Origin of the sequence: Variovorax sp. W2I14 (assembly GCF_050435205.1) — a bacterium.
In the GTDB taxonomy this organism is placed as follows: Bacteria; Pseudomonadota; Gammaproteobacteria; order Burkholderiales; family Burkholderiaceae_C; genus Variovorax; species Variovorax paradoxus_C.
In genome coordinates, this window is the sequence record NZ_JBNDJX010000001.1 from 3,196,438 (window position 1) to 3,220,105 (window position 23,668).

Below are 23,668 nucleotides of genomic sequence, written 5' to 3' on the forward strand. Positions count from 1 at the left end.
GCAGCGCTCCGCGGGGAAATGGTTGTTCTTTTTTGTCGAAGGGCGCCGTCGTGGGCCGACGCGCCGCGGCGGCTATTCTGCCAGCGCGCACTGCACCGGCTTGGCCCCCAGCAGCGCCACGCACACCTGCGGATCGATGCCGACGAGGTAGCCGCGCCGCCCGCCGTTGAGCACGATCTTCGGCAGTTCGAGAATGGTCGATTCGATGTACACCGGCATCTCGCGCCGCGTGCCGAAGGGCGAGGTGCCCCCCACCATGTAGCCGCTGTGGCGCTGCGCCACCTCGGGCTTGCAGGGCTCGACCGACTTGGCGCCGATCTGCCGCGCGAGGTTCTTGGTCGACACCGTGCGGTTGCCGTGCATCAGCACGATGAGCGGCCTGGCGTCCTGGTCCTGCATCACCAGCGTCTTGATGACGGTGAACGGATCGAGCCCCAGCATCTCGGCGCCGCGCTGCGCGCCGCCGTGCTCCATGTACTCGTACGGATGCTCGGTGAAGGCGATCTTGTTCGCCCGCAGCAGCTGCGTTGCGGGCGTTTCGGAAACATGGACCTTCTTCACCTTCTGGTCTTTCACGCCGCCGGGTCCCGGATGTCCCAGCGGATCTTGTCGATCTCGGCCAGGATTTCCGGCGACAGCGTGGTGCCGTAGGCGTCGATGTCCTCATCGAGCTGCTCGAGCGTGCGCACGCCGATGATCGTGCTCGCCACCTGCCACTTGGTGTAGCAGAAGGCCAGCGCGAGCTGCGTGGGCGCCAGGCCGTTGTCGCGCGCGAGCTGGTTGTACAGGCGCGCGGCCTTCAGCGCATCGGGCCGGCCCCAGCGCAGCTTGCGCACCGACTCGTAGCGGGTGATGCGCGCTTCGGCGGGCGCGTCGGGCCCGGTGATGCCGCTCTGGTCGTACTTGCCGGTCAAGAGGCCGTAGGCCAGCGGCGAATACGCCAGCAGCGACACGCCCAGCCGGTGCATCGTTTCGTCCAACCCGTTTTCCACGCCGCGGCTCGCGAGGTTGTAGACGTTCTGCACCGTCGCCACGCGCGGCAGGCCGTGCTGCTCGGCCAGCCGCACGAACTCGTGCACGCCATAGGGCGTTTCGTTCGACAGGCCGATCGCGCGGATCTTGCCGGCCTTCACCAGCTTGCCGAAAGTTTCCAGCTGCTCGTGGATCGGGGTTTGCGAAACCTCCTTGGCCGGGTCGTAGTAGATGTTGCCGAAGGCCGGCACGTGGCGCTCGGGCCAGTGGATCTGGTAGAGGTCGATCGTCTCGGTCTTCAGGCGCTTGAGGCTCGCGTCGCACGAGGCCACGATGTCGGCGGCCGTCATGCCCACGCCTTCGCGCACCCAGGGCGTGTTGCGCAGCGGGCCGGCGACCTTGGTGGCCAGCACCAGCTTCTGGCGCGCGCCGGGATTGGCGGCGAACCAGTTGCCGATGATGGTTTCGGTGACGCTGTAGGTTTCCTCGCGGGTCGGCACCGAGTACATCTCGGCGGTGTCGATGAAGTCGACGCCGCGTTCCAGAGAACGGCTCAGGATGGCGTGGGCGGTGGGTTCGTCCACCTGCTCGCCGAAAGTCATGGTGCCGAGGCAGATCGGGGTGACGTGCAGGTCGCTCTGACCGAGTTGGATCTTTTTCATGCGCGGGATGCTACCGCCCTCCCCCGCAACGCGCTGGCCGCGCGGCCAAAGCCCGAGCGGCAGTTGCCCGCGGCCGTCCGCACCTGTCGTCTGCCGGACTGCCCGAATGCGCCCCGCTCCTTATCATCGGCGCCCATGTACCAAGCCCTCCGTCCCTCGCGCAGCGAATTCGTGCCCGTGCGCAACCTCAGCTACCACGTGCGCCTCTGGGGCCAGCCCTCGGCCGAACGCCCGCCGCTGGTGCTGGTGCACGGATGGATGGACGTCGCCGCCTCATGGCAGTTCGTCGTCGATGCACTGGCCGAAGACCGCTTCATCATCGCCCCCGACTGGCGCGGCTTCGGTCTCACCGACGGCGGCGGCGTCGACAACTACTGGCTCGCCGACTACCTCGCCGACCTCGAATGGCTGCTCGACCGTTACGCGGGCGAGGGCGACGATGCGCGCCCGGTCGACCTCGTCGGCCACAGCATGGGCGGCAACGTCGCGATGCACTACGCGGGCGTGCGGCCCGCGCGCATCCGCCGCCTCGTCAATCTCGAAGGCTTCGGCATGCCCGCGCGCAAACCCGATGAAGCGCCCGCGCGTTATGGCCAGTGGATCGACGAGCTCAAGGGCCTGCACCGCGGCGAGAAAGCGCTCGCCGGCTACTCGGCCGTCGACGGCGTGGCCCGCCGCCTCATGAAGACCAACCCGCGCCTCTCGCAAGACAAGGCCGACTGGCTCGCAAGCCACTGGTCGGCCGGCCACCAGCAGCCCGATGGCAGCACGCGCTGGCAGATCCTCGGCGAGGCGGCGCACAAGATCGTCAATGCGCACATCTTCCGCGTCGATGAAACCCTCGCGCTCTATGCGCGCATCACCGCGCCGACGCTGATGGTCGAGGCCTCCGACGACAGCCTGCAGGGCTGGTGGAAGAACCGCTACACGCTCGATGAATTCCACGAGCGCCTGAAGTCCGTGCCCTCGGTGCGCATCGAACGGCTCGACGACGCGGGCCACATGCTGCACCACGACCAGCCGCAGCGCGTGGCGCGGCTGATCGAAGACTTCCTGGCCGGCTGAACTCAGCCGCAGGGCGCTGCTGCAAGCATCCTTGCGGCGCGCAAAAAGTCGCTCGGCACCACCGTGCTCGGATTCCAGTTGCCCGCCACCGGCACCTGCCGCTTGTGCGCGATCACCATGTGCCGCTTCGGGATCACGAGGATGTACTGGCCGTGCACGCCCCAGGCCATGTAGGCGCCGTTCAGCACGGAGTCCGGTGGCTCTTCCAACAGCCACCACAGGTAGCCATAGCCGAAGCCGCGCCTGGCCACATGGGGCGGGTGCATTTGCGCCGACGAGGTCACGGGCTGCGTGATCTGTGCGACCCAGGCCGCGGGAACCAATTGCTGCCCGCGCCAGTTGCCCTGGTGAAGCATCAGGTAGCCCAGGCGCGCCATGTCCCGCGTCGACAGGAAGAAGGGATAGGCCAGGTGCGCGGACTTCGCGCCGTCGCCGCTGCGCTTGTGTCGCGCGAGATCGAAATCCTCCAGCATCAGCGGCGCCGCAAGATCGTCGGCAAAGGCCGGGTAGATGCTGCGTCCGGTCAGCTTCTCGAAGGCGGTGCCCGCGGCGTTGAAGTCCCAGTTGTTGTAGAGAAAGTAGCTGCCGGGCCTTTGCGATCCACGCGCGGGCGCAAACGCCAGATCGTCCCCGCCGTTGGCCGCCGGGTGATAGACGCCGGAGCGCGCCGTCAGCAGATCGCGCAAGCGTGCCTCGCGCTCGCTCGCGAGCAGGCCCCCCACATCGTCGATGCCCAAGTCAGCCAGCGTGCGATCGAGGTCGATGGTGCCGTCCGCCACGTACTTTCCGTACATCATCGAGAGCAGGCTCTTGCGCACGGAGAACACGATGCTGACAGCATCGACCGGACCGTCGCTGAACAGCACGCGCCCGTCCTGCGCCGCCATCAGGGCGGTGGTGTCCAACGTCTTCAGGTAGGTGCGGGTTGCATCGAGCTCGCGGCTGCATGCGGCGCTCAGTTGCGATGGGGGAACGGTCTCCCACGACGAAAGCGGAAAGACCGCGGCACTCGCGTGACCGGCAGGGGGCGCCGTGCACGCACCTGCGAGCAGCAAGAAAGCTGCCGCAAGGCAAGACGTGAAGAAACGCACCGGCTTACTTGCCGCCACCGGTCGCCCTGCGCAATGCCGCACGCGCCAGCAGCCGCGTCGAATCCAGCGTCGGCAGCGGTGAATTCGCGTCACTCATGATCAGCGGAATCTCGGTGCAGCCGAGCACCACGGCGTCGCAGGCCTCCTCGTCCTTCATGCGCTGCATCACGCGCTGGAAAGTGGCAATGGCCTCGGGCTTGAAGACGCCGTAGACCAGCTCTTCCATGATGATCCGCGCAACCTCGTCTCGCTCCTCGATGGTGGGGCGAACGTATTCCAGGCCGCTCGCCGAAAGTTTCTCGGGATACACCTCGCTGTCGGTCAGCCAGCGCGTGCCCGTGATGCCGATGCGCCGAAAGCCGCGCTGCACTGCCTCTTCAGCGACGCACTCCGCAATGTGCAGCCAGGGCAGCGGCGAGCGCCCCTCGATGAACGGCAGTGCCTGGTGGATGGTGTTGTCGGGGCAGACCAGGAAATCCGCGCCGATCTTCGCGAGCTTGTGCGCCGAGGCGAGCATCACTTCGCCCACGCTGCGCCAGTCGTTTCGATAGATGTATTCCATGTAGTCCGAGAGCGAAGGCGTGTGCATCGAGACCTCGGGGTGCGCGTGCGGCCCAAGGAATTTCGCGCCCTCCACGCAGATGGTCTGGTAGCAAAGCGATGCGCCTTCGGCGGAGCAGCCGACGATTCCGATGTGCTGGGTCATGGCGGCATCCTACAAAAGGTGCGGATCGACGTCATCGCCCTCACTCCGATATCCGCCGACCGGATATCCAAGCGCGCAAATCTTCGTTCGCGCGACAGGCACCGCCGCCTAGAGTGCCCGACTCCTGTTGCCGTCTCTCGGAGTTGTCGTCATGCCTTTCTTTTCGCGCGCGCCGTCGTGGCTGCGCCGCCTCGCGCCGCTGTCCGGCGGCCTCGCACTGAGCCTGCTGCTGCACGTTTCCGCCCATGCCGACGACCTGCGCGTGGGCTTCATGCCCGGCCCGTACCGCGACGCCTTCACCCACGGCATCGAGCCCCAGCTCAAGAAGCTCGGCTACACCATCAAGTACGTCGAATTCAGCCAGGGCGTGCAGCCCAACGACGCGGTGGAGCGCGGGCAGATCGACGCCAACATCTTCCAGCACACGCTGTACCTCAACGCCACGAACAAGCAGCAGGGGTTCGATCTCGTGCCGGTGGTGCATGTGCCGACGCCGCCGATGGGCCTCTACTCGCAGCGCCACAAGTCGCTCGCCGCGGTGCCCGACGGCGCGACCGTCACGCTGCCGGCCGACCCTGTGAACGCGGCGCGCGCGCTCAACATCCTCGCGGCCATCGGCTGGGTGACGCTGAAGCCGGGCGTGAGTCCGCTGAGCGTGTCGGAGCGGGACATCGCGAGCAACCCCAAGCGCCTGAAGATCGTTCCGCTCGACGCCGCACAGGCGCCGCGCTCGCTGGCCGATGCCGACCTCGCCGCCGTGCAGGGCAATTTCGCCGTCGCCTCGGGCCTGAAGCTCACCGAGGCGCTGAAGCTCGAAGACATGACGCTGCCCTACGTGAACGTGGTCGCCGTCAAGCGCAGCAACGAGAACGCGAAGTTCGCGAAAGACATCGTGGCCGCCTACCAGTCGCCCGAGTTCCAGAAGTTCTTCAGGGCCAACCCGGTCTGGGCGGGCTACAGGCTGCCGGACTACTTCAACCAATGAGCAACAACAACAGCGCCACACCGCGCAGGCAACTGCACCTCAACGTCAACATCCTGCACTCGGGCTTCGTGCCCTCGGCGTGGCGCCTGCCGGAGAGCGACCCGTGGGCGTTCGCCGACATCCAGCACTACATCCGCACCGCGCAGATGGCCGAAGCGGCCAAGCTCGATGCGATCTTTCTCGCGGACAACGCGGCCATCGTCGACCAGATCCACTTCCGCCCGATCACCGCACTGGAGCCCACTATCCTCCTGGCCTGCGTGGCAGCGGCGACGACGCACATCGGTCTCATCGCCACCGCCTCCACCAGCTACAACGAGCCCTACAACATCGCGCGCCGTTTCTCGACGCTCGACCATGTGAGCAACGGCCGCGCGGGCTGGAACATGGTGACCACGGCCGACCTGCCCTCGGCCCGCAACTTCGGCCTCGACACCACGCCCGACCACACGAAGCGCTACGCCCGCGCCTCGGAGTTCGCCGACATCGTGAAAGCGCTGTGGGACAGCTGGGAGGACGACGCCTTCATCGGCGACAAGGCCACCGGCAGCTTCATCGACCCGGCCAAGGTGCATGCGATTGCGCACCGTGGCGAGCACTTTGCGGTGCAAGGTCCGCTGAACCTGCCGCGTGCGCCGCAGGGGCATCCGGTGCTAGTGCAGGCGGGTGCATCAGCCGATGGGCGCGAGCTTGCGTCACGCCATGCAGAAGCCGTGTTCTCGGCCTCCCAGTCTTTCGAAGAATCGCTGGCCTACGCGCGCGCCCTCAAGACCCGCGCCGCCGAACTGGGCCGCGGCCCCGATGCGGTGAAGGTGCTCGCCGGCCTCACCACCATCGTGGGCGGCACTGAGGCCGAGGCGCGCCGCCGCCGCGACGAGCTCGTCGACCTGATTCCGTGGGATTACAGCCTCACGCGCCTGGCCGGCACGCTGGGCATCACGCCCGACCGCCTGAAGCTCGACGAGCGCCTGCCCGACAACCTGCCACTCCCAGGCAATGGCAACGGCAACCACACTTTTTTCAACGCGGTGGTCGCGGCCGGACGCACGCATGGCTACACGGTGCGCCAGCTGATCCGCGAACTCGCGGGCGGCGGCGGGCACCGAGTGATCGTGGGGACGCCGGAGCAGATTGCCGACGACATCGAACATTGGTTCAAGGGCGGTGCGGCGGACGGGTTCAACCTGATGCCCGATGCGCTGCCGCATGGGCTGCAGGAATTTGTCGATGGCGTGGTGCCGATATTGCAGAAGCGCGGACTCTTTCGTACGGAGTACGAGGGGCGCACGTTGCGCGATCACCTCGGGCTGGCGCGGCCGGGTGGGCGGGCTGCGCAGCGGCTGGCGGCTTGAAGGCCTTGCTGTATTTCTCCCTCCCCTTCCGGGGGAGGGCCGGGGTGGGGGCAAGCGGCATTCGCGCATGCACGGCTTTTGCAAGCGCCGCTTGCCCCCATCCCAGCCTTCCCCCGGAGGGGAAGGAGCAATACCGGCCCCCCGATCCCGTCTTTACTCGTCGTCGGCGTCGTTTCCCGTCAGCGACAGCACTTCTTCGACAAAGGCCTCGAACAGCGGCAGCTCAGCAGGCAGTCCCTCAAGGGTTTCCGCCTCCCCAGCATCGAAGAAATGCAGCTTCTCAGAGGGAATGGAAACCCACTCGCCCCCTTCGAAAAGCAGCCCCAGATATCCGTCCGCAGTCGGCAGGTAGAACAGCCCCGCCCCATCGAGCGCGCGCTGCCCCTTCCTCGCCTTGCCCCGTCCCCAACTCACGCCCTGCTTGGCCAGATGCTCGGTGATCCATCCGTCGCACACATGCGTGTCGCGCCAGTTGGCTTGGGCATCGAATACGGCGAGCACGGGCATGGGGCGTCCTTTGTCGAGGTTGGATTACTGCAGGAAGCTGGGCTTGGCGTAGCCCTGGAACTTGGTATCGACCACCGTCTTGAATTCCTTCGAGTGGTAGGCCTCGACGATGTCCTTGGCCCAGGCCGAATTCTTGTCGCCGGTCTTCACCGCGACCACATTGAGGTAGTAGTCGGGCGTTTTCTCCAGCACCACGGCTTCGTTGAGCTTCAGGCCCGACGAGATCGCGAAGTTGCCGTTGACGATGGCGTACTCGGTGTCGCCCAGCGAGCGCGGCAGTTGCGCGGCTTCGAGCGGAATGAACTTGAGCTTCTTCGGGTTCTCGGCCACGTCTTTTTCAGACGCGCGGATCGGGTCCACGCCGGCCTTGATGGTGATGAGCTTGTTCTGCTCCAGCAGCACCAGCGCGCGCGCCAGGTTGCTCGGGTCGTTCGGGAGCGTGACGCGGTCGCCCTCTTTCACATCGGCCAGCGTCTTGCGCTTGGTCGAGTACACACCCAGCGGCGCGATCGGGCCCTGCACCAGTTCGGCGAGGTCCAGCTTCTGGTCGGCAGAGAACTTCTTCAGGTAGACCTGATGCTGGAAGAAATTGGCGTCGAGCGAGCCCTGGGCGAGCGCCAGGTTGGGCTGCACATAGTCGTTGAACTCGACCAGCTTCACCTTGTAGCCCTTCTTCTCGAGGATGGGGACGATGCCGACCTTGAGCTGGTCGATGTTCGAGCCGGCGGTGCCGCCGATCACGAGGTTCTTCTTGGCGTCTTGCGCCTGCGCGAGCGAGAGGCCGCCGAACGACAGCGCGACGAGGGAAACGGCGAGGACGGAGCGGCGCAGCAATGCGGTTTTCATGGAGTGAGCAACAGGAGAAAAGAGAAAGGGAGAACGAAGGAAATCAACGCTTGTCCAGCCTGCGCGCCGTGGTGTTCCCCACGAACTGCAGGATCTGTACCAGCACCACGAGCAGCGCCACGGTGAGCACCATCACGTCGGTCTGGAAGCGGTAGTAGCCGTAGCGGATCGCCAGGTCGCCGATGCCGCCGCCGCCCACCACGCCGGCAATCGCCGAGTACGAGAGAAAGCTCACCGCCAGCACCGTGAGCGCGAGCACCAGGCCCGAGCGCGCCTCGACCACCAGCACGCGCCAGACGATCTGCAGCTCCGAGGCGCCCATGGCATGCGCAGCCTCGATCACGCCGCGCGGCACTTCGCGCAGGCACTGGTCCACCAGGCGCGCGAAGTACGGAATGGCTGCGAACGACAGCGGCACCGCGGCCGCCAGCGGCCCGATGGAGGTGCCCGCGATGATTCGCGTGAACGGCACCAGCGCCACCAGCAGGATGATGAAAGGGAAGGAGCGGACCGTGTTCACGATCCAGTTGAGGATGAGGAACGCCGGCTTGTTCTCCAGCGACTGCCCCGGCCCCAGCAGGAACAGCAGGATGCCCAGCGGCCCGCCGATCAGCACCGCGGCCGAAAGGCCGATGGCCAGCATCATGAAAGTCTGGCCCGTGGCGGTCCAGAGCTCGGGAAGGATGGGGGTGATGTTTTCAAACATAGGCCACCTCCTGTGCATTGCGCGCGGCGGATGAGGATCGCGGCTCGACCGGCAGGCGCGCCTCGCGCTCGCGGCGGCGCACCAGTTCGTCGATCTCGCGGCCCAGCGCGGTCTTGCGCTCTTCACTCGGCGCATCGACAACAGCGAACTGCTCGACCAGCCGGCCCTTTTCAAGAATGGCCACGTTGCGGCACAGCACCTCGACCACCGAGAGCTCGTGCGTGACGATCACGATGGTCACGCCGATCTTCTGGTTGATGTCGCGCAGCGTTTCGAGCAGCGAGCGGGTGGTTTCGGTGTCGAGCGCCGAAGTGGGCTCGTCGCACAGCAACACCTGCGGGCGCGGCGCCAGCGCGCGGGCGATGGCCACGCGCTGCTTCTGGCCGCCGGAAAGCTGGGCCGGGTAGGTGTCGATCTTTTCGGCGAGGCCCACGAGGTCGAGGCATTCGCGCACCCGCGTGTTGATCTCGGCCTTGGAGTGGCGGCCGTGGATCTTCAGCGGGAAGGCCACGTTGTCGAACACCGTGGCGTTCTGCAGCAGGTTGAACTGCTGAAAGATCATGCCGATGTTCTGGCGCGTGTCGCGCAGTTCGCGGCGCGAGAGCGTGGTGAGGTCGCGCCCGCCGACGAGCACACGGCCCGCATCGGGCCGCTCCAGCAGGTTGATGAGGCGCAGGAGCGTCGACTTGCCGGCGCCGCTCTTGCCGATCAGGCCGAACACGTCGCCCTGGTGGATGTCGAGCGAGAGCGACTGCACGGCGTCGAACACCTCGCCGCTGGGCAGGGCGAAGGATTTCTGCACCGATTGAAGACGGATGACCGGCTGCTCCGCGTCGCCGCGGGCCGTATCAGGCGAATGGTTGGTCATGGAGAGGAGGCGCAGCCAGCGTGAAAGCCGGTCGCGGAGTTCGCAAAAAGGTGCCGAGTATGAAAAGAACGGCCCCAAAAGGGAACGAACAAATCGGCGCTTGCTTATGCATGAAATCGCATAAGCATTCCAATGTGCGTGCTGCGAGCGCCATAACGATATGCGGATTGGTTCGTTCCTAAATCCGTGCGGCGGTGCCACATTCGCGCCTTCATTTTTTGATTCGCGCACAACAACATGCACAGCACTTTCCGCCGCCGCACCCTGGCCCTCGCCGCACTGGCCACCGCTCTTTTCGCCGGCAGCACCGCCTTCGCGCAGGACAACAAGAACACGCTCAAGGTCGGCGTCTCCGTCGGCAACGGCGAGCAGATCTTCGAAGTGGTCAAGAAGGTCGCCGCCAAGGATGGCCTGAACATCCAGGTGGTCGTGTTCAACGACTACCAGTTGCCCAACGCGGCGCTGGCCTCGGGCGACCTGGACGCCAACGCCTTCCAGCATCAGCCCTTCCTCGACAACCAGAACAAGGCGCGCGGCTTCGACATCGTGCCCGTGGGCCTGACCATCACCGCGCCGCTGGGCTTCTACTCGCGCAAGATCAAGTCCATCGACCAGTTGCCGGACGGCGCTTCGGTCGGCATCCAGAACGATCCGTCGAACGGCAACCGCGCGTTGCTGCTGCTGCAACAGGCCGGCCTCATCACGCTGAAGCCCGAAGCGGTGAAAAACAACAACGCCACGCCGCTGGACGTGGTGACGAACCCCAAGAAACTGAAGCTCGTGGCGCTCGACGCGGCCCAGCTCCCGCGCTCGCTCGATGACCTGACCATCGCCTCGATCAACAACGACTACGCCGAGAAGGCGGGCCTGTCGCTGAACAAGGACGCTGTGATCAAGGAAGCCGCGAAGAGCCCCTACGCCAACCTGATCGCCGTGCGCCGCGCGGACAAGGACAAGCCGTGGGCCAAGCGCCTGGTGGCGGCGTACCAATCGCCGGAGGTGAAGAGCTTCATCGAGACGCAGTTCAAGGGGTCGCTGGTACCGGCGTTCTGATCCGCACGGACACAGTCTTCCCCCTTGCCCCCTGGGTGCGCGCCGCGTGCCCGGGAGGCTTCTTCCTTTTTGGTTGAGCATGCGTTTCAACGGGCAAAGAAACCGGAATCGAAACCAGAAAATTGCGATTTCTCAGTCGGCTATAACCCTTTGATTAATAACAACTTTTCTAATAGACTGGACGGAATTTCAACCGGAATCCATGTCCGTCAAACCCAAGTCTTTGCTGGTCTATGACCAGCCTCATCAGATCGAGCCACTGCTGCCAACGCAAAAGCTCGGCGAGCTGAGCGAGATCACGCGCCGGATATTCGAAAAATCATCCGCGTTGAAAAGCTCCGCGAGCCCGCAAGCACGGGCCGCGTTGCGCGAGATCGTGCGCTCGATGAACTCGTATTACTCGAATCGCATCGAGGGGCAAGGCACCCACCCTGTGAATATCGAACGGGCGCTGAAAGCGGACTTCTCGGACAAGCCGGACGTGGCCAAGCGCCAGCGCGTCGCACTGGCGCACATCGAAGCCGAACGGGAACTGGAAGCGATCGTCGTCACCGAGGCAGGCGCGTTGAGCAGCAGCTTCCTGATCCAGGCCCACGAAAGCCTGTATCGCCGACTCCCCGAATCGGATCGCCTCACGGACGATGGTCGGCTCATCGCTCCGGGGGCCTTGCGCACGCACGACGTTGCGGTGGGACGGCATCAGCCGCCGACATGGACGTCGATTCCGCGGTTCCTGAAAAGGATGGATGAGGTCTACGGCCGCCTCCAGGGTGTCGATGCGGTGATCTACACGATCGCCGCAGCGCACCACAGGATGGCCTGGACACATCCTTTCGAAGATGGAAACGGACGTGCCGTCCGGCTCCAGACGCATTGCGCCTTGCACCTGATCAGCGGCGGACTGTGGTCTGCCAATCGCGGATTGGCGCGCCATCGCGACCGCTATTACGAGATGCTAGACAACGCGGACAGCGCAAGGCACGGAGATCTCGATGGGCGAGGAAACCTCAGCGAAAAGATGCTCTGGGCCTGGTGCCGCTACTTCCTGGCGCTGTGCGAGGACCAGGTCGATTTCATGACATCGATGCTCGACCTTCCCAAGCTGAAGGACCGCATTCGTGCTTATTTGTTGGTGCGAGGGGCCACCGATGGCATTACCGAATATCGCGAAGAGGCGCTGCTTCCGCTGCATACCGTCGCGGGCATCGGCTCGGTATCGCGCGGTGACTTCATACGCATGACCGGGCTGGAAGAGCGGACGGCCCGAAAGGTGATTTCGCGATTCATCAAGGATGGACTTTTGACAAGCGATGGCCATCGTGCGGAACTGAGCATCGGTTTTCCGCTTGCCTCATTGAACATCCTTTTTCCGAATCTGTATCCCGAGGCGGCAACCGTAGTCTTGGAGTGAAGGATCAGGGCGGGACGATCGAACACCGCGATGGCATTGAGCCGCTGGCCCCCATCCCAACCTTCCCCCAGAGGGGGAAGGCGCAATACCGGGCCTCTCCAAAGCCGGTTTCCCGAGCGTGAGAAAATGCCGGGTTCCCCCGAACACCAACCTCACACAGTCAGGACACCCCATGGACGCAGAACAGATCAACCAAATCGGCGCAATGCTCGCGGACCTGAGCGCCCGCACGGTCGATTTACGGAGGTATCTTTGACTACGATGCCAAAGCTGAACGACTGAGGACGGTCAACGCATCGCTCGAAGACCCGAACGTCTGGAACGACCCGAAGAAGGCCCAGGAACTGGGCCGGGAAAAGAAGTCGCTCGATGACGTCGTCGTCACGCTCGACCGGCTCACCAACGGCCTTTCGGACAATTCCGAGCTCTTCGAGATGTCGAAGGAAGAAGGCGACATGGACGGCTTGCAGTCCATCTCGGATGACGCCGCCACGCTCGAAGCCGACATCAAGCAGCTCGAATTCCGCCGGATGTTCAACAACCCGGCCGACCCGCTGAACGCTTTTGTCGACATCCAGGCCGGCGCCGGCGGCACCGAGGCCTGCGACTGGGCCAGCATGCTGCTGCGCCAGTACCTCAAGTACGCCGAGCGCAAGGGCTTCAAGACGCAGATCGAAGACGAAACTCCCGGCGACACCGCCGGCATCAAGGGCGCGACCATCAAGGTCGAGGGCGACTACGCCTTCGGCCTGCTGCGCACCGAGACCGGCGTGCACCGCCTGGTGCGGAAGTCTCCTTTCGACTCCTCGGGCGGCCGCCACACCAGCTTCGCATCGATCTTCGTGTACCCGGAAATCGACGATTCGATCGAAATCGACATCAACCCTTCCGACGTGCGCACCGACACCTTCCGTGCCTCGGGCGCGGGCGGCCAGCACATCAACAAGACCGACTCGGCCGTGCGCCTGACGCACATTCCGACCGGCATCGTCGTGCAGTGCCAGGACGGCCGCAGCCAGCACAGCAACCGCGACGTGGCGTGGAAGCGCCTGCGCTCGCGCCTGTACGACCACGAGATGCGCAAGCGCCAGGAAGAGCAGCAGAAGCTGGAAGACAGCAAGACCGACGTGGGCTGGGGCCACCAGATCCGCAGCTACGTGCTGGACAACAGCCGCATCAAGGACCTGCGCACCAATGTCGAAGTCTCTGCCACGCAGAAGGTGCTCGATGGGGACCTGGATGTGTTCATCGAAGCCTCTTTGAAGCAAGGCGTGTAAACCCAATGACTCTGACGCACGGCAAGGTCGAAGCCTTCATCTTCGACATGGACGGCACCATGATCGACTCCATGCCCTGGCATGCGCGCTCGTGGGTGGAGTTCGTGGCGCGCCACGGCCTGAAGCTCGATGTGAGCGACATCCTCGCGCGCACCACGGGCCGCACCGGCGTCGAGTGCATGCACGAGCTGTTCGACCGCAAGCTCTCGGACGACGAAGCCCAGGTGCTGGTGCACGAGAAGGAAGAGATCTACCGCGCCATGTTCAGCGACAACTTCACCGAAGTCGCTGGCTTCACCGCCTTCGCCAAGGCCGCCGTTGCGCGCGGCCTGAAGGTGGCGGTGGGCACGGCGGGCGACAAGCACAACATCGAGTTCGCGATGTCGCGCCTGAAGATGGACCCGCTGCCGCTCGCCATCGTCGGTGGCGACGAAGGCTTCAGCGGCAAGCCCACGCCCGCGATCTTCTTGGAAGCCGCGCGCCGCATCGGCGTGGCGCCCGAGCGCTGCATCGTGTTCGAAGACGCGCCCTTCGGCATCGAAGCAGCCCGCCGCGGCGGCATGCGTGCCGTGGCCGTGTGCAGCACCCATACCGCCGCCGAGCTGGCCGGCCCCCATGTGATTGCCGCGGTTCGCGACTACGACGAACTCGCCCATTCGAATTTTCTGGAGACACTCGATGATGCTGCGTGATGCCCAAGGGCAACCCATTGCCATTCGCCGCGAAGACTATGCGGCGCCCGGCTACTGGATCGACACCGTCGACCTCACCTTCGACCTGGACCCCGCCAAGACCCGCGTGCTCAACCGCATGCGCCTTCGCCGCAACCCCGATGCGCCCATCCAGCCGCTGCGGCTCGATGGCGACGAGCTGAACCTGGCGCGCGTGCTCGTCAACGGCCAGGGCGCCTCGTTCCGCATGGAGGGCGACCAGCTCGTCATCGATGGTCTGCCCTACGCCGAAGAAGGCGACTTCGAGCTCGAGATCTTCACCACCTGCTGCCCCATCAAGAACACCAAGCTGATGGGCCTGTTCGTGAGCGAAGACACGTTCTTTACGCAGTGCGAGGCCGAGGGCTTTCGCCGCATCACGTACTTTCTCGACCGCCCGGACGTGATGTCGACCTACACCGTCACGCTGCGCGCCGCCAAGGCCGCGTACCCGGTGCTGCTGTCGAACGGCAACCTCGTCGAGCAGGGCGACCTGCCCGAGGGCCGCCACTTCGCGAAATGGGTCGACCCGTTCCGCAAGCCCAGCTACTTGTTCGCCCTGGTGGCCGGCAAGCTGGTGGCGCGCGAGCAGCGCATCACCGCGCGCAACGGCAAGGAGCACTTGCTGCAGGTGTACGTGCGCGCCGGCGACCTCGACAAGACCGAGCACGCGATGAATTCGCTCATCAACTCCGTGCTGTGGGACGAAGCCCGCTTCGGCCTGCCGCTGGACCTCGACCGCTTCATGATTGTTGCGACCAGCGACTTCAACATGGGCGCGATGGAGAACAAGGGCCTGAACATCTTCAACACGAAGTACGTTCTGGCCAACCAGGCCACCGCCACCGATGCCGACTACAGCAACATCGAGAGCGTCGTCGGCCACGAGTACTTTCACAACTGGAGCGGCGACCGCGTGACCTGCCGCGACTGGTTCCAGCTCTCGCTGAAAGAAGGCCTCACCGTCTTCCGCGACCAGGAGTTCAGCCAGGACCTGTGCGCCGATGCGTCGGCTCGCGCCGTGAAGCGCATCGAAGACGTCCGCGTGCTGCGCACCGCCCAGTTCCCCGAAGACGCCGGCCCCATGGCCCACCCGGTGCGGCCCGACAGCTACATCGAGATCAGCAACTTCTACACCGTCACCATTTATGAAAAGGGTGCCGAGGTGGTTCGCATGATGCAGACGCTGGTCGGCCGCAAGGGCTTCGAGGCGGGTATCACCCTCTACTTCAAACGCCACGACGGCCACGCCGTGACCTGCGACGACTTCGCGCAGGCCATTGCCGATGCCAACCCCGATTCGGAACTGGCCCGCCTCCTGCCCCAGTTCAAGCGCTGGTACAGCCAGGCCGGCACGCCCCGCCTTGCAGCGCATGGCGTTTACGACGCGCAGAACCGCAGCTACACCCTGAGCGTTGTGCAAAGCTGCCCTCCCACGCCGGGCCAGCCGACCAAGGAGCCCTTCGTCATTCCGCTGAACATCGGCCTGCTCGATGCCAACGGGCGCGAGCTGCCGATCCAGCTCGAAGGCGAAAGCGACGTGACCCGCGGCACCCGCACCATCGTGCTCTCGCGTGCCGGCGAGCAGCTCACCTTCGTCGGCCTCGATGCCGAGCCCGTGCCGTCGATCCTGCGCGGCTTCAGCGCGCCGGTGATCCTCGACTTCGACTACACCGACGCCCAGCTGCTCACCCTGCTGGCCAACGACCCCGACCCGTTCAACCGCTGGGAAGCCGGCCAGCGCCTCGGCCTGCGCGCCGCGCTGCAGGGCATTGCGGCCCTGGCGACCGACACCACCCCGGTGCTGAACGACGCCTACATCGACGCCATGCGCAGCGTGCTGCGCAACCCGCAGCTCGACGCCGCCTTCAAGGAACTGGTGCTCACGCTGCCGTCGGAAACGTATATCGCCGAACAGCTCGACGTGGTCGATCCGCAGCGCGTGCACCTCGTGCGCGAAGCCATGCGCGCCCAGCTGGCCACCGCCCTCTTTGCCGACTGGGAACAGGTGTACGAAGAGAACCACGACACCGGCGCCTACACGCCCGACCCGACCTCCTCGGGCCGCCGCGCGCTCGCCGGCATGGCGCTCAACTTTTTGTGCTTGGCGGCGCGCACCTCGGGCGACACCGTGTGGCCCGGCAAGACGCTGCAGCGCTTCAAGGACGCGGGCAACATGACCGACCGCTTCAACGCGCTCAACGCGCTCGTGTCGTCGGGCCACACGCTCGCGGCGCAGGCGCTCGCCCGGTTCCACGCCATCTTCAAGGACGAGGCGCTGGTCATCGACAAGTGGTTCTCGCTGCAGGCCGGCGCCAGCGACCGCGGCGGCGACATCCTGCCGCTGGTCAAGCAGCTGATGAAGCACCCGGACTTCTCGCTCAAGAACCCGAACCGCGCGCGCAGCGTGATCTTCAGCTACTGCAGCGCGAACCCCGGCGCCTTCCACCGCCCCGACGCGGCCGGCTATGTGTTCTGGAGCGACCGCGTGATCGAGCTGGACGCCATCAACCCGCAGGTGGCCGCACGCCTGGCGCGCTCGCTCGACCGCTGGAGCAAGCTGGCCGAGCCGTACCGCAGCGCGGCGCGCGAAGCGATTGCGCGCGTGGCGGCCAAGCCCGACCTCAGCAAGGACACCCACGAAGTCGTTACCCGCGCGCTCGCCGGTAACTGATCAAGCACCAAGCTAGCTATCAAGCAGACAAGCAAGGAACACAGAAGCACATGGCTCAACAACAGAAGATCTCCCTCACCCGCTACCTCGTCGAACAACAGCGCGCCGACGGCCTCATTCCGGGCCAGCTGCGCTTGCTGCTCGAAGTGGTGGCCCGTGCGTGCAAGAGCATCAGCCAGGCCGTCAACAAGGGCGCGCTGGGCGGCGTGCTCGGCACAGCCGAGAGCGAGAACGTGCAGGGCGAGATCCAGAAGAAGCTGGACATCATCGCCAACGAAGTGCTCATCGAGGCCAACGAATGGGGCGGCCACCTCGCGGCCATGGCCAGCGAGGAAATGGACAGCATCTACGTGGTGCCCAACCGCTACCCGCAGGGCGAATACCTGTTGATGTTCGACCCGCTGGACGGCAGCAGCAACATCGACGTGAACGTGAGCATCGGCACCATCTTCAGCGTGCTCAAGAAGCCCGACGACACCCCCGGCGTGCAGGAGGCCGACTTTCTGCAGGCCGGCACGCAACAGGTGGCCGCGGGCTACTGCATCTACGGCCCGCAGACCACGCTGGTGCTCACCGTGGGCAACGGCGTGGACATGTTCACGCTCGACCGCGAGCAAGGCAGCTTCGTGCTGACGCAGCAAGACATCCAGATTCCGGCGGACACCAAAGAGTTTGCGATCAACATGAGCAACATGCGCCACTGGGACGAGCCCATGAAGCGCTACATCGACGAGTGCCTGGCCGGCAAGGAAGGCCCGCGCGGCAAGGACTTCAACATGCGCTGGATTGCCAGCATGGTGGCCGACGTGCACCGCATCCTGATGCGCGGCGGCGTGTTCATGTACCCGTGGGACAAGCGCGAGCCCGAGAAGGCCGGCAAGCTGCGGCTGATGTACGAGGCCAACCCGATGAGCTGGCTGGTCGAGCAGGCCGGCGGCGCGGCCACCAACGGCAAGCAGCGCATCCTGGACCTGAAGCCCACCAAGCTGCACGAGCGCGTGAGCGTGATGTTGGGTTCGCGTAACGAAGTTGAGCGTTTGACCCAGTACCACGCCGAAAAGGCCTGATGAGGTGGCTATAATCTGAGGCTTCGCCGGTGTAGCTCAGTCGGTAGAGCAGCTCATTCGTAATGAGAAGGTCGGGTGTTCGATTCATCTCTCCGGCACCAAATAGAAAGCCCCTGATTCGCAAGAGTCAGGGGCTTTTTTTCTTCCGGGATCGCTTTCGCGGAGCGCGTACCTCGCGCGCGCCCAGCTACTCAAATTAGAGCCAGCGTAGGATTGTTCAAATTTTTCAAAATCGCGCTACCGCCTATTGGCGGCACGAGATCCTTGTTACCACGGCACGCTCTATGCCGCTTCAATTCCATCCGAAGAATTTTTAATTAGCTCTGAGGCTCTTGATACAAAATACGCCAACTCCCGGCTCGCCCCACGGAGAAGTTCATTTCCACTGGCACCGATTTTACGGCTCAATTTCAAGAGATATTTTTCTTCTATGCTTCTGACGCCGCGCAGCCTCCAAATCAATGAGCTATGACGAAATAAACTCAGTAAGTTATCTGTTTGTCCGGAATTTTCGAATTCCTTCCATAGCACTTCCGTACATTGCTCAAATATGGAGGATAGGTTTTCGCTATATAAATAATGGTAGGCCTCGATGGTTTCACCGAGCAAACCGATTCCGAGATGTTTTCCATCATCCAGATCCATTTCCGCCAGACTCAATGTTGCCCTCATAACATTGTATTGGTCATCTTGCCGATTTTTAATATTCACAATGGCATTCAAAATCTCTCGTTTGTTATTCTTATTGACTTCTTTTCTTGCCCTTTCGAGCGCCAGGGTGCTTGCCACCGTTGCTGCTCCTTTTTTTCTAGCAGTAACTTCGAGCTTTTGAAGGCGAGCATCTTTTGTCGAGCTATTAGCATCATGCTCAAGCACTATAGATTGTGCCTGAAGCGCCAGTGAATTTCTTGAATTTAGTTCAATGCATTTTTTTGCCGCAGAAACGGCATCGCCACTTTTTTCGAGTCGTTCGTAGCACAACGCCAGATTTAAAAGATTTTCTTGCCTTTTTAAAGCCCCACTCGACGATCCGATTGGAACAATGCTCAAGTAAATATCTAATGCGTCCTGAGTTTTGCCGATCATTCGCAGAGACTGAGCATGAAGAGAATTCAGTATCCATAAATCCGTGGAGCTGAGGTTGCTATCTCTAAAAACAGGCATCAAATCGGCGCAAAGCATCACGATACTATTCCAACGATCCCCACCCATAAGAGACGTGCAATACGATGTTGCAAGGTCAAGTGCCGATTTCACCTTTAGCGACGTATTTTGGAAAACGGCATCTTTAACTGCTCTCAATATGAGCATAGATGCGTTTCCAATCTTCCAGTCACCGCAGTTTCTGTCATCAAATTTCAACTCCTTCGGAGTCTTGATGCCCTTCAACGACCAATTTTCACCGAAGTAAATTGCAAAAGCGCGGCGATTAAGCGCTCGCAATTCTGTGTCTGCGGCAATCGCATAGATATAGTCTCGAACCTGACGCCGAACCACAAGGGCGCTACCGGCAGCAATCTCAAATTCGTTTGCGACGATCGGAATTTCCACCACATCAACTAAGGCGGAATTCGCGAGAAAGCGCGCATCCTGTGGGTAGAAGGGCTTGGTTGAATGAAATCTCTTAACAGTCGCCAACTGCTCCCCGCGAGGAAATAGAGTTAACACTCTTAGAAGTTCAAAAGCTCTTCTTATATTTGGATCAGAAGAAGTCCGTAATTCCTCTATAGTTTCAGCTAACCCTGGCGGTGCGGTGTGAACGGCGCTTGATTTTCCTGTAGAGTCAGTATCTAAACTTAACAGCTCCGTTACCCCAACGAGTGGAATATCTCGGAGTGCGGCGTCAATTCGAGTTGGTATTCCGCCTGTATATCTGTGAAATCTCGCAATGAATTCAGGTGTTGTGGGGCGTTTAGCCCAGAGTGGATGCTCCGCAACATACGTGGCCGTATCTGCCTGATCAAGCGGCTTTAATTCGACTACTTTAATTTGAGAGTAAATTGGAGTGGTGCGTGAAGTCACGACCAACTTCAAATCATCGCAATACTCCAACAATATTTTGGCAATTTCAGAAATGCCAAGCTCCAATACTTTCCTTCGCTCCTCAATCTCCTCATTGTTTGCCGCATCTTCAAGAATCAGCAAACATGGTGGTTGCAATGCAAGTTGATCGCAAAATTGAGGAAATTTCACTCCGACCTGTTCCTCCACCGCTGCCATCATTTCAGCGATGTTTGAGCAACGACTCACATCGATTTGATAGACTGGTGCTTTTCCCAAATTAAGCCGGTTTGTCACCGACCTTAGAAATTCATGCGAACCCGCACCCCAATCTGACACCACCCACAATAGCGTCCTATTTTCGAGCGTAGCTGCGGCAACTCCTTGTTCCGCCTTTCTAACCGCGATGTGCGCTTGTTCTTCTGGCAGAGTTTTTTGAACCGTCTTTAGGTTGTTTTCATTCCCGATATTCGTGATGATTTCCGAAAGCGCCACTTGAGAACCTAGTTTTTGATCCTCGTTCGAAGCAGAATCCACCTCATAAGAACCATCTTCATCAATGGCGAAATTAAAATCTTGAACAAGACATCGTGTTCCATCTGCTCGGTCAACCATCAATCGGGGCCACTGCCGGATTATGGTCTTTGCACCGCTTTTGCTAATCCTAAAAGCGGAATATCCGTGGGTTCGCTGTATTTCTTGCTTCGAGATACTTTCAAGGCCAAATATCGATGCTGCCTGAAGCATGCGCCTTGGAGCCGCTCCTCCCTCAGAAATCGAAGTCGCCATCGATTGGTGCATGTGTCCGAAGAGATGGCAATCGAAGCGAGGACTTAAATAAATTTCGCTACGCCACAAAGCTAGACTCTTCGGATTTAGCCAAGAGACCGGATGATGAGTTACTAACAAATTGAAGTCGTTCTTCGCGCACCAAGAATCGGCGTCATCCTCGGTAACACCGAGCAACTGTTTTGGGTGAACTTCCAATTGCCCTTCGTAGTTCCAGTCTCCAAGCTGGAGCCACGCAGAGTTAAGTCCAACGAGACCAATTGTTGCATTCTCCAATTCAATTCGCGCCGATGAGTCACCCGGAAGAATCCCATTTTTTATTTTTGGCATTGGCAATCCGGTCTCTGGGAGAGATGCGAACCAAACGGAGTAATTATCAAATATCGAGTTTATTAGCCCCCTGTACTCAATTGGGTCAGATTTCCAAAACGCCTTTTGAATTTCTGGTTCATCCCACCAATCTTTGAATGCTCTTGCGGTCGAAGCCATCGGAGAGGGGCGTAGCAAGTCATGATTTCCAGGGATCGGAAAGAAGAACGGTTGACAGCCAAGCTCACCGAATTTCGCCCAAATCTCAAGCAGAATTTCTGTGAGCTTCGCATATTCTTTTGGATCAGCGCGCTGGGTCAAATCTCCGGAAAATATGACGACGTCCCATGGCCCGCTTTTTCTAAAAGTCCGTTCCAGGTCATCAAGAAAATGTTTTTTGAAGGTGGGCCAAAGCCAGCCTTGTAATTCCATGCCAACGTGAATATCGCTTAAATGAAGAAAGCGAAGATTTCTATCTGTAGCTTGCAAGGTTGTGCTTTTCGAATTTGCTACTGCTAACGTCATAGATGAAATCCTGCTGACAGCAGCTTGGATAAAAAGGCGAATGTAACCGCGTTTTAAACCGAAAGAACACGGGGTTCGCCCGAACTATGCTGCGCAGCTAGTTAGCCTAGGTTCCGCGCCTTCAAACTACTAAATATCCAGTCAAGAATGTCTTCGCATCCTCAGGATGCTCGATCGGCTGTCTGCTCAATTGGGCGGACGCTTTGGCGTCCTTTACGGGCGTGCGCACTCGTCAAGCCAACCCCTCTCCGAGCAGTTCCCCTACTCGCTCGACTGATCCGTAGCCCGCCTGAATCAAGATTTCGGCGATATCTCGTCCACTGATGAGAACAATGGGATGCCGGTCATCCCGCACCTCCGTGTAGGCCTGCCGAGCGATCACCGACGTGGTGACCAACACGCCGAACTGGCGATGGCGAATGCGAGAGATCAATCGCGCCACTTCACGCACACCAACCGTGTTTGCTGGGGCATCTGCAGAACTAGGTCGATAGCACTTGGCCTCCAAAGCGAACTCTGCGTACACGGGATCAGCACTCAGGCCTAACAAGTACCTTCCGATAACGTCTCGTCCGCCATCGACGCTACCTCTGGTGATCTCATCAATGATCACGCGCCGATCCGTCAGCTGATAAACCCGCGCAGCGAAGGACTCGAAAGCAAGCGGCGAGTCTTTGAAATGAGCCCATACGCGCTCCAAGATCGCGGCCTTGAGCGGCGTGTCTGGCGTCTGTTCACTCTCCGTTCGAATCACCTTCGTGGGCTCGGAGGTCAACGGGCTGTACGCGCCCGTTTCGACCCAAGAGCGCCACGTACTCGGCGCCGTTGCCTAGGCGATCTCTTGCGAATTGAGACTGTTGATCCACCCGCGCGGAATGGTGGCTGCATTGAGCACGGTGAAGACCGCGCGGTAGTTCTGAAACCGTTCGCCCGAGGTCGTCTTCCACACGGCAACCAAGTCCTCCGTCATGGGAAGACCGGGAAACCCCGGCACGGCGAGCCCCTTGAATTGAATGGACCTGTTGCTCTTTGCCGTGGGGCACTTGGTGAAGACAAAGAACGGAGGGACTTGCGATCGCTTTGTCGCATCGCCATGCGCGCTCTCGAAGGCGGCCTTCAGGATGAGATTGCCGCGACGCGTCGTGTCATGAAGGTCGTGGCCCGGCGTCCGGTTGTCGCCGTAGTAAACGAACTGGCCCGTATTCAGATCAAGGCGATCCGGCCAATCGCCCTCTTCACCACTCGAGTAGAGGACGACGAACTTCTTCTTTGCGCCCGCACCGGATGCGCGAAAGCCGCCTTGGTTGCCGGAACCCGGTAGTAATTTGGCGATGGGATCGCTCCCCGTATTGCGAGCACTCCCGCCCTCATAGATCGCATCCACCACAAGGTCGGCAGTCGGCAAGTCCTCGAAGCTGAATATGCGGGTCATGGTCCGAGCGGAAGTCAAAAAGGGCAGCCAGAGCGAACTCGAGAAGGCTGGTCAGAACCATTCCTCGCGATATGCCTGCAAGCATCAGATTTGACAATCTTGACCGATTTCGGGCCCCATTCAGACATTTCTCAGAGGAGAGCCTGCAATTCGCGACTCGACGCTAGATACACTCGTTTCATGAAATCCCGTCTGACCGCTCGCGCCCAGCTCCGCACGGACTCGGGAAAACCAGGAGAACGCGTGTGACCGAGGAAGGCAGTTCAGGGCAAGGCGCTCTCCTCGTCGATGTCACCCGCCTTGCCGCGAAGCTCGATCAATTCGCCACGGAGCGCGACTGGGCGCAGTTCCACTCACCCAAGAATTTGGTGATGGCCTTGACGGGCGAAGTCGGCGAACTGAACGAGATCTTTCAGTGGATGTCCGAGGCCGCGTCCAAAGAAGCCGGCCGAGATGCCCAAACCGCAAAGGCCGTGCAAGACGAGCTTGCGGACGTTCTGCTCTACCTCGTGCGCCTCTCCTCAGTCTTGGGCGTGGACCTCGACGCAGCGGTCCAGCAGAAGCTGAAGGACAACGCCATGCGCTATCCCGCAGACAAGGTGCGGGGCAGCAGCAAGAAGCACAGCCAGCCCGAAGTCGGCGAATCTGGGAAGGACTGAC

At 61.7% G+C, this 23,668-nt stretch carries 21 protein-coding genes and 1 tRNA gene; 11 read left to right on the top strand and 11 right to left on the bottom strand.

Annotation, left to right across the window (positions count from 1 at the left end; translation table 11 throughout):
• Window positions 1-72 precede the first annotated feature (72 nt).
• Together QF040_RS15060 and QF040_RS15065 are read right to left on the bottom strand one after the other, a co-directional pair.
• A complete protein-coding gene (locus tag QF040_RS15060) occupies window positions 73-576 on the bottom strand; it encodes an aminoacyl-tRNA deacylase (protein ID WP_307612284.1) in 504 nt (167 codons plus the stop codon).
• A complete protein-coding gene (locus QF040_RS15065) occupies window positions 573-1,634 on the bottom strand; it encodes an aldo/keto reductase (RefSeq protein WP_429611710.1) in 1,062 nt (353 codons plus the stop codon). Before QF040_RS15065 ends, QF040_RS15060 begins: the two co-directional genes overlap by 4 nt.
• Window positions 1,635-1,769: 135 nt before the next feature.
• On the opposite strand from QF040_RS15065, the gene QF040_RS15070 reads away from it, so the two are divergent.
• A complete protein-coding gene (locus tag QF040_RS15070) occupies window positions 1,770-2,699 on the top strand; it encodes an alpha/beta fold hydrolase (protein WP_429611711.1) in 930 nt (309 codons plus the stop codon).
• A gap of 2 nt (window positions 2,700-2,701) precedes the next feature.
• On the opposite strand, the gene QF040_RS15075 is transcribed toward QF040_RS15070, so the two are convergent.
• Together QF040_RS15075 and QF040_RS15080 are read right to left on the bottom strand one after the other, a co-directional pair.
• Window positions 2,702-3,604: a serine hydrolase domain-containing protein gene (locus tag QF040_RS15075; protein WP_429611712.1), complete on the bottom strand. Its 903-nt coding sequence runs from the start codon at window positions 3,602-3,604 to the stop codon at window positions 2,702-2,704.
• A 190-nt stretch (window positions 3,605-3,794) separates the two neighbouring features.
• Window positions 3,795-4,496 (bottom strand): aspartate/glutamate racemase family protein, encoded by a 702-nt coding sequence (locus tag QF040_RS15080; protein WP_429611713.1) that lies wholly within the window; start codon window positions 4,494-4,496, stop codon window positions 3,795-3,797.
• A 151-nt stretch (window positions 4,497-4,647) separates the two neighbouring features.
• Here QF040_RS15080 and QF040_RS15085 point away from each other — a divergent pair, with 151 nt between their 5' ends.
• Window positions 4,648-5,481, top strand: a complete 834-nt coding sequence (locus QF040_RS15085) for a MetQ/NlpA family ABC transporter substrate-binding protein (RefSeq protein WP_429611714.1) — start codon at window positions 4,648-4,650, stop codon at window positions 5,479-5,481.
• On the top strand, window positions 5,478-6,833 hold the full coding sequence (locus QF040_RS15090) for an LLM class flavin-dependent oxidoreductase (protein WP_429611715.1): 1,356 nt from the start codon (window positions 5,478-5,480) through the stop codon (window positions 6,831-6,833). The genes QF040_RS15085 and QF040_RS15090 overlap by 4 nt, the downstream gene beginning before the upstream one ends.
• A gap of 153 nt (window positions 6,834-6,986) precedes the next feature.
• Here the strand turns inward: QF040_RS15090 and QF040_RS15095 are convergent, their stop codons facing one another.
• Genes QF040_RS15095 through QF040_RS15110 form a run of 4 tightly spaced genes read right to left on the bottom strand, consistent with a single transcriptional unit; the run spans window position 6,987 to window position 9,760 of the window.
• On the bottom strand, window positions 6,987-7,340 hold the full coding sequence (locus QF040_RS15095) for a hypothetical protein (RefSeq protein WP_429611716.1): 354 nt from the start codon (window positions 7,338-7,340) through the stop codon (window positions 6,987-6,989).
• Window positions 7,341-7,364: 24 nt separating this feature from the next.
• The gene (locus tag QF040_RS15100; protein ID WP_429611717.1) at window positions 7,365-8,186 is read right to left on the bottom strand and encodes a MetQ/NlpA family ABC transporter substrate-binding protein; all 822 of its coding nucleotides are present in this window, start codon (window positions 8,184-8,186) and stop codon (window positions 7,365-7,367) included.
• Window positions 8,187-8,229: 43 nt separating this feature from the next.
• A complete protein-coding gene (locus QF040_RS15105; RefSeq protein WP_013542754.1) occupies window positions 8,230-8,892 on the bottom strand; it encodes a methionine ABC transporter permease in 663 nt (220 codons plus the stop codon).
• A complete protein-coding gene (locus tag QF040_RS15110; RefSeq protein WP_429611718.1) occupies window positions 8,885-9,760 on the bottom strand; it encodes a methionine ABC transporter ATP-binding protein in 876 nt (291 codons plus the stop codon). Before QF040_RS15110 ends, QF040_RS15105 begins: the two co-directional genes overlap by 8 nt.
• 237 nt (window positions 9,761-9,997) lie before the next feature.
• On the opposite strand from QF040_RS15110, the gene QF040_RS15115 reads away from it, so the two are divergent.
• From QF040_RS15115 to QF040_RS15145, 7 genes are all read left to right on the top strand, one after another.
• On the top strand, window positions 9,998-10,813 hold the full coding sequence (locus tag QF040_RS15115) for a MetQ/NlpA family ABC transporter substrate-binding protein (protein WP_429611719.1): 816 nt from the start codon (window positions 9,998-10,000) through the stop codon (window positions 10,811-10,813).
• Window positions 10,814-11,015: 202 nt separating this feature from the next.
• Entirely contained in the window at window positions 11,016-12,224 is a 1,209-nt protein-coding gene (locus QF040_RS15120) for a Fic family protein (protein WP_429611720.1), read from the top strand.
• Between the two features lie 172 nt (window positions 12,225-12,396).
• A protein-coding gene (prfB, locus tag QF040_RS15125) for a peptide chain release factor 2 (RefSeq protein ID WP_429611721.1) occupies window positions 12,397-13,501 on the top strand; the annotation gives its coding sequence in 2 pieces (ribosomal slippage) (window positions 12,397-12,477 and window positions 12,479-13,501; 1,104 coding nt in all).
• A gap of 5 nt (window positions 13,502-13,506) precedes the next feature.
• Window positions 13,507-14,193: an HAD family hydrolase gene (locus QF040_RS15130; RefSeq protein ID WP_429611722.1), complete on the top strand. Its 687-nt coding sequence runs from the start codon at window positions 13,507-13,509 to the stop codon at window positions 14,191-14,193.
• Window positions 14,180-16,885: an aminopeptidase N gene (pepN, locus tag QF040_RS15135; protein WP_429611723.1), complete on the top strand. Its 2,706-nt coding sequence runs from the start codon at window positions 14,180-14,182 to the stop codon at window positions 16,883-16,885. Before QF040_RS15130 ends, pepN begins: the two co-directional genes overlap by 14 nt.
• A 50-nt stretch (window positions 16,886-16,935) precedes the next feature.
• Window positions 16,936-17,952 (top strand): class 1 fructose-bisphosphatase, encoded by a 1,017-nt coding sequence (locus tag QF040_RS15140; RefSeq protein ID WP_306882782.1) that lies wholly within the window; start codon window positions 16,936-16,938, stop codon window positions 17,950-17,952.
• Between the two features lie 25 nt (window positions 17,953-17,977).
• Window positions 17,978-18,053: transfer RNA gene (locus tag QF040_RS15145), tRNA-Thr, on the top strand.
• Between the two features lie 181 nt (window positions 18,054-18,234).
• On the opposite strand, the gene QF040_RS15150 is transcribed toward QF040_RS15145, so the two are convergent.
• From QF040_RS15150 to QF040_RS15160, 3 genes are all read right to left on the bottom strand, one after another.
• The gene (locus tag QF040_RS15150; protein ID WP_429611724.1) at window positions 18,235-21,576 is read right to left on the bottom strand and encodes a metallophosphoesterase; all 3,342 of its coding nucleotides are present in this window, start codon (window positions 21,574-21,576) and stop codon (window positions 18,235-18,237) included.
• Window positions 21,577-21,808: 232 nt separating this feature from the next.
• The gene (locus tag QF040_RS15155) at window positions 21,809-22,351 is read right to left on the bottom strand and encodes a restriction endonuclease (protein WP_429611725.1); all 543 of its coding nucleotides are present in this window, start codon (window positions 22,349-22,351) and stop codon (window positions 21,809-21,811) included.
• A gap of 54 nt (window positions 22,352-22,405) precedes the next feature.
• On the bottom strand, window positions 22,406-23,008 hold the full coding sequence (locus tag QF040_RS15160; protein WP_429611726.1) for a hypothetical protein: 603 nt from the start codon (window positions 23,006-23,008) through the stop codon (window positions 22,406-22,408).
• A gap of 245 nt (window positions 23,009-23,253) precedes the next feature.
• Between QF040_RS15160 and QF040_RS15165 the strand changes: the two genes are divergently transcribed.
• Window positions 23,254-23,667: a nucleotide pyrophosphohydrolase gene (locus QF040_RS15165; RefSeq protein ID WP_429611727.1), complete on the top strand. Its 414-nt coding sequence runs from the start codon at window positions 23,254-23,256 to the stop codon at window positions 23,665-23,667.
• Window position 23,668: the final 1 nt, after the last annotated feature.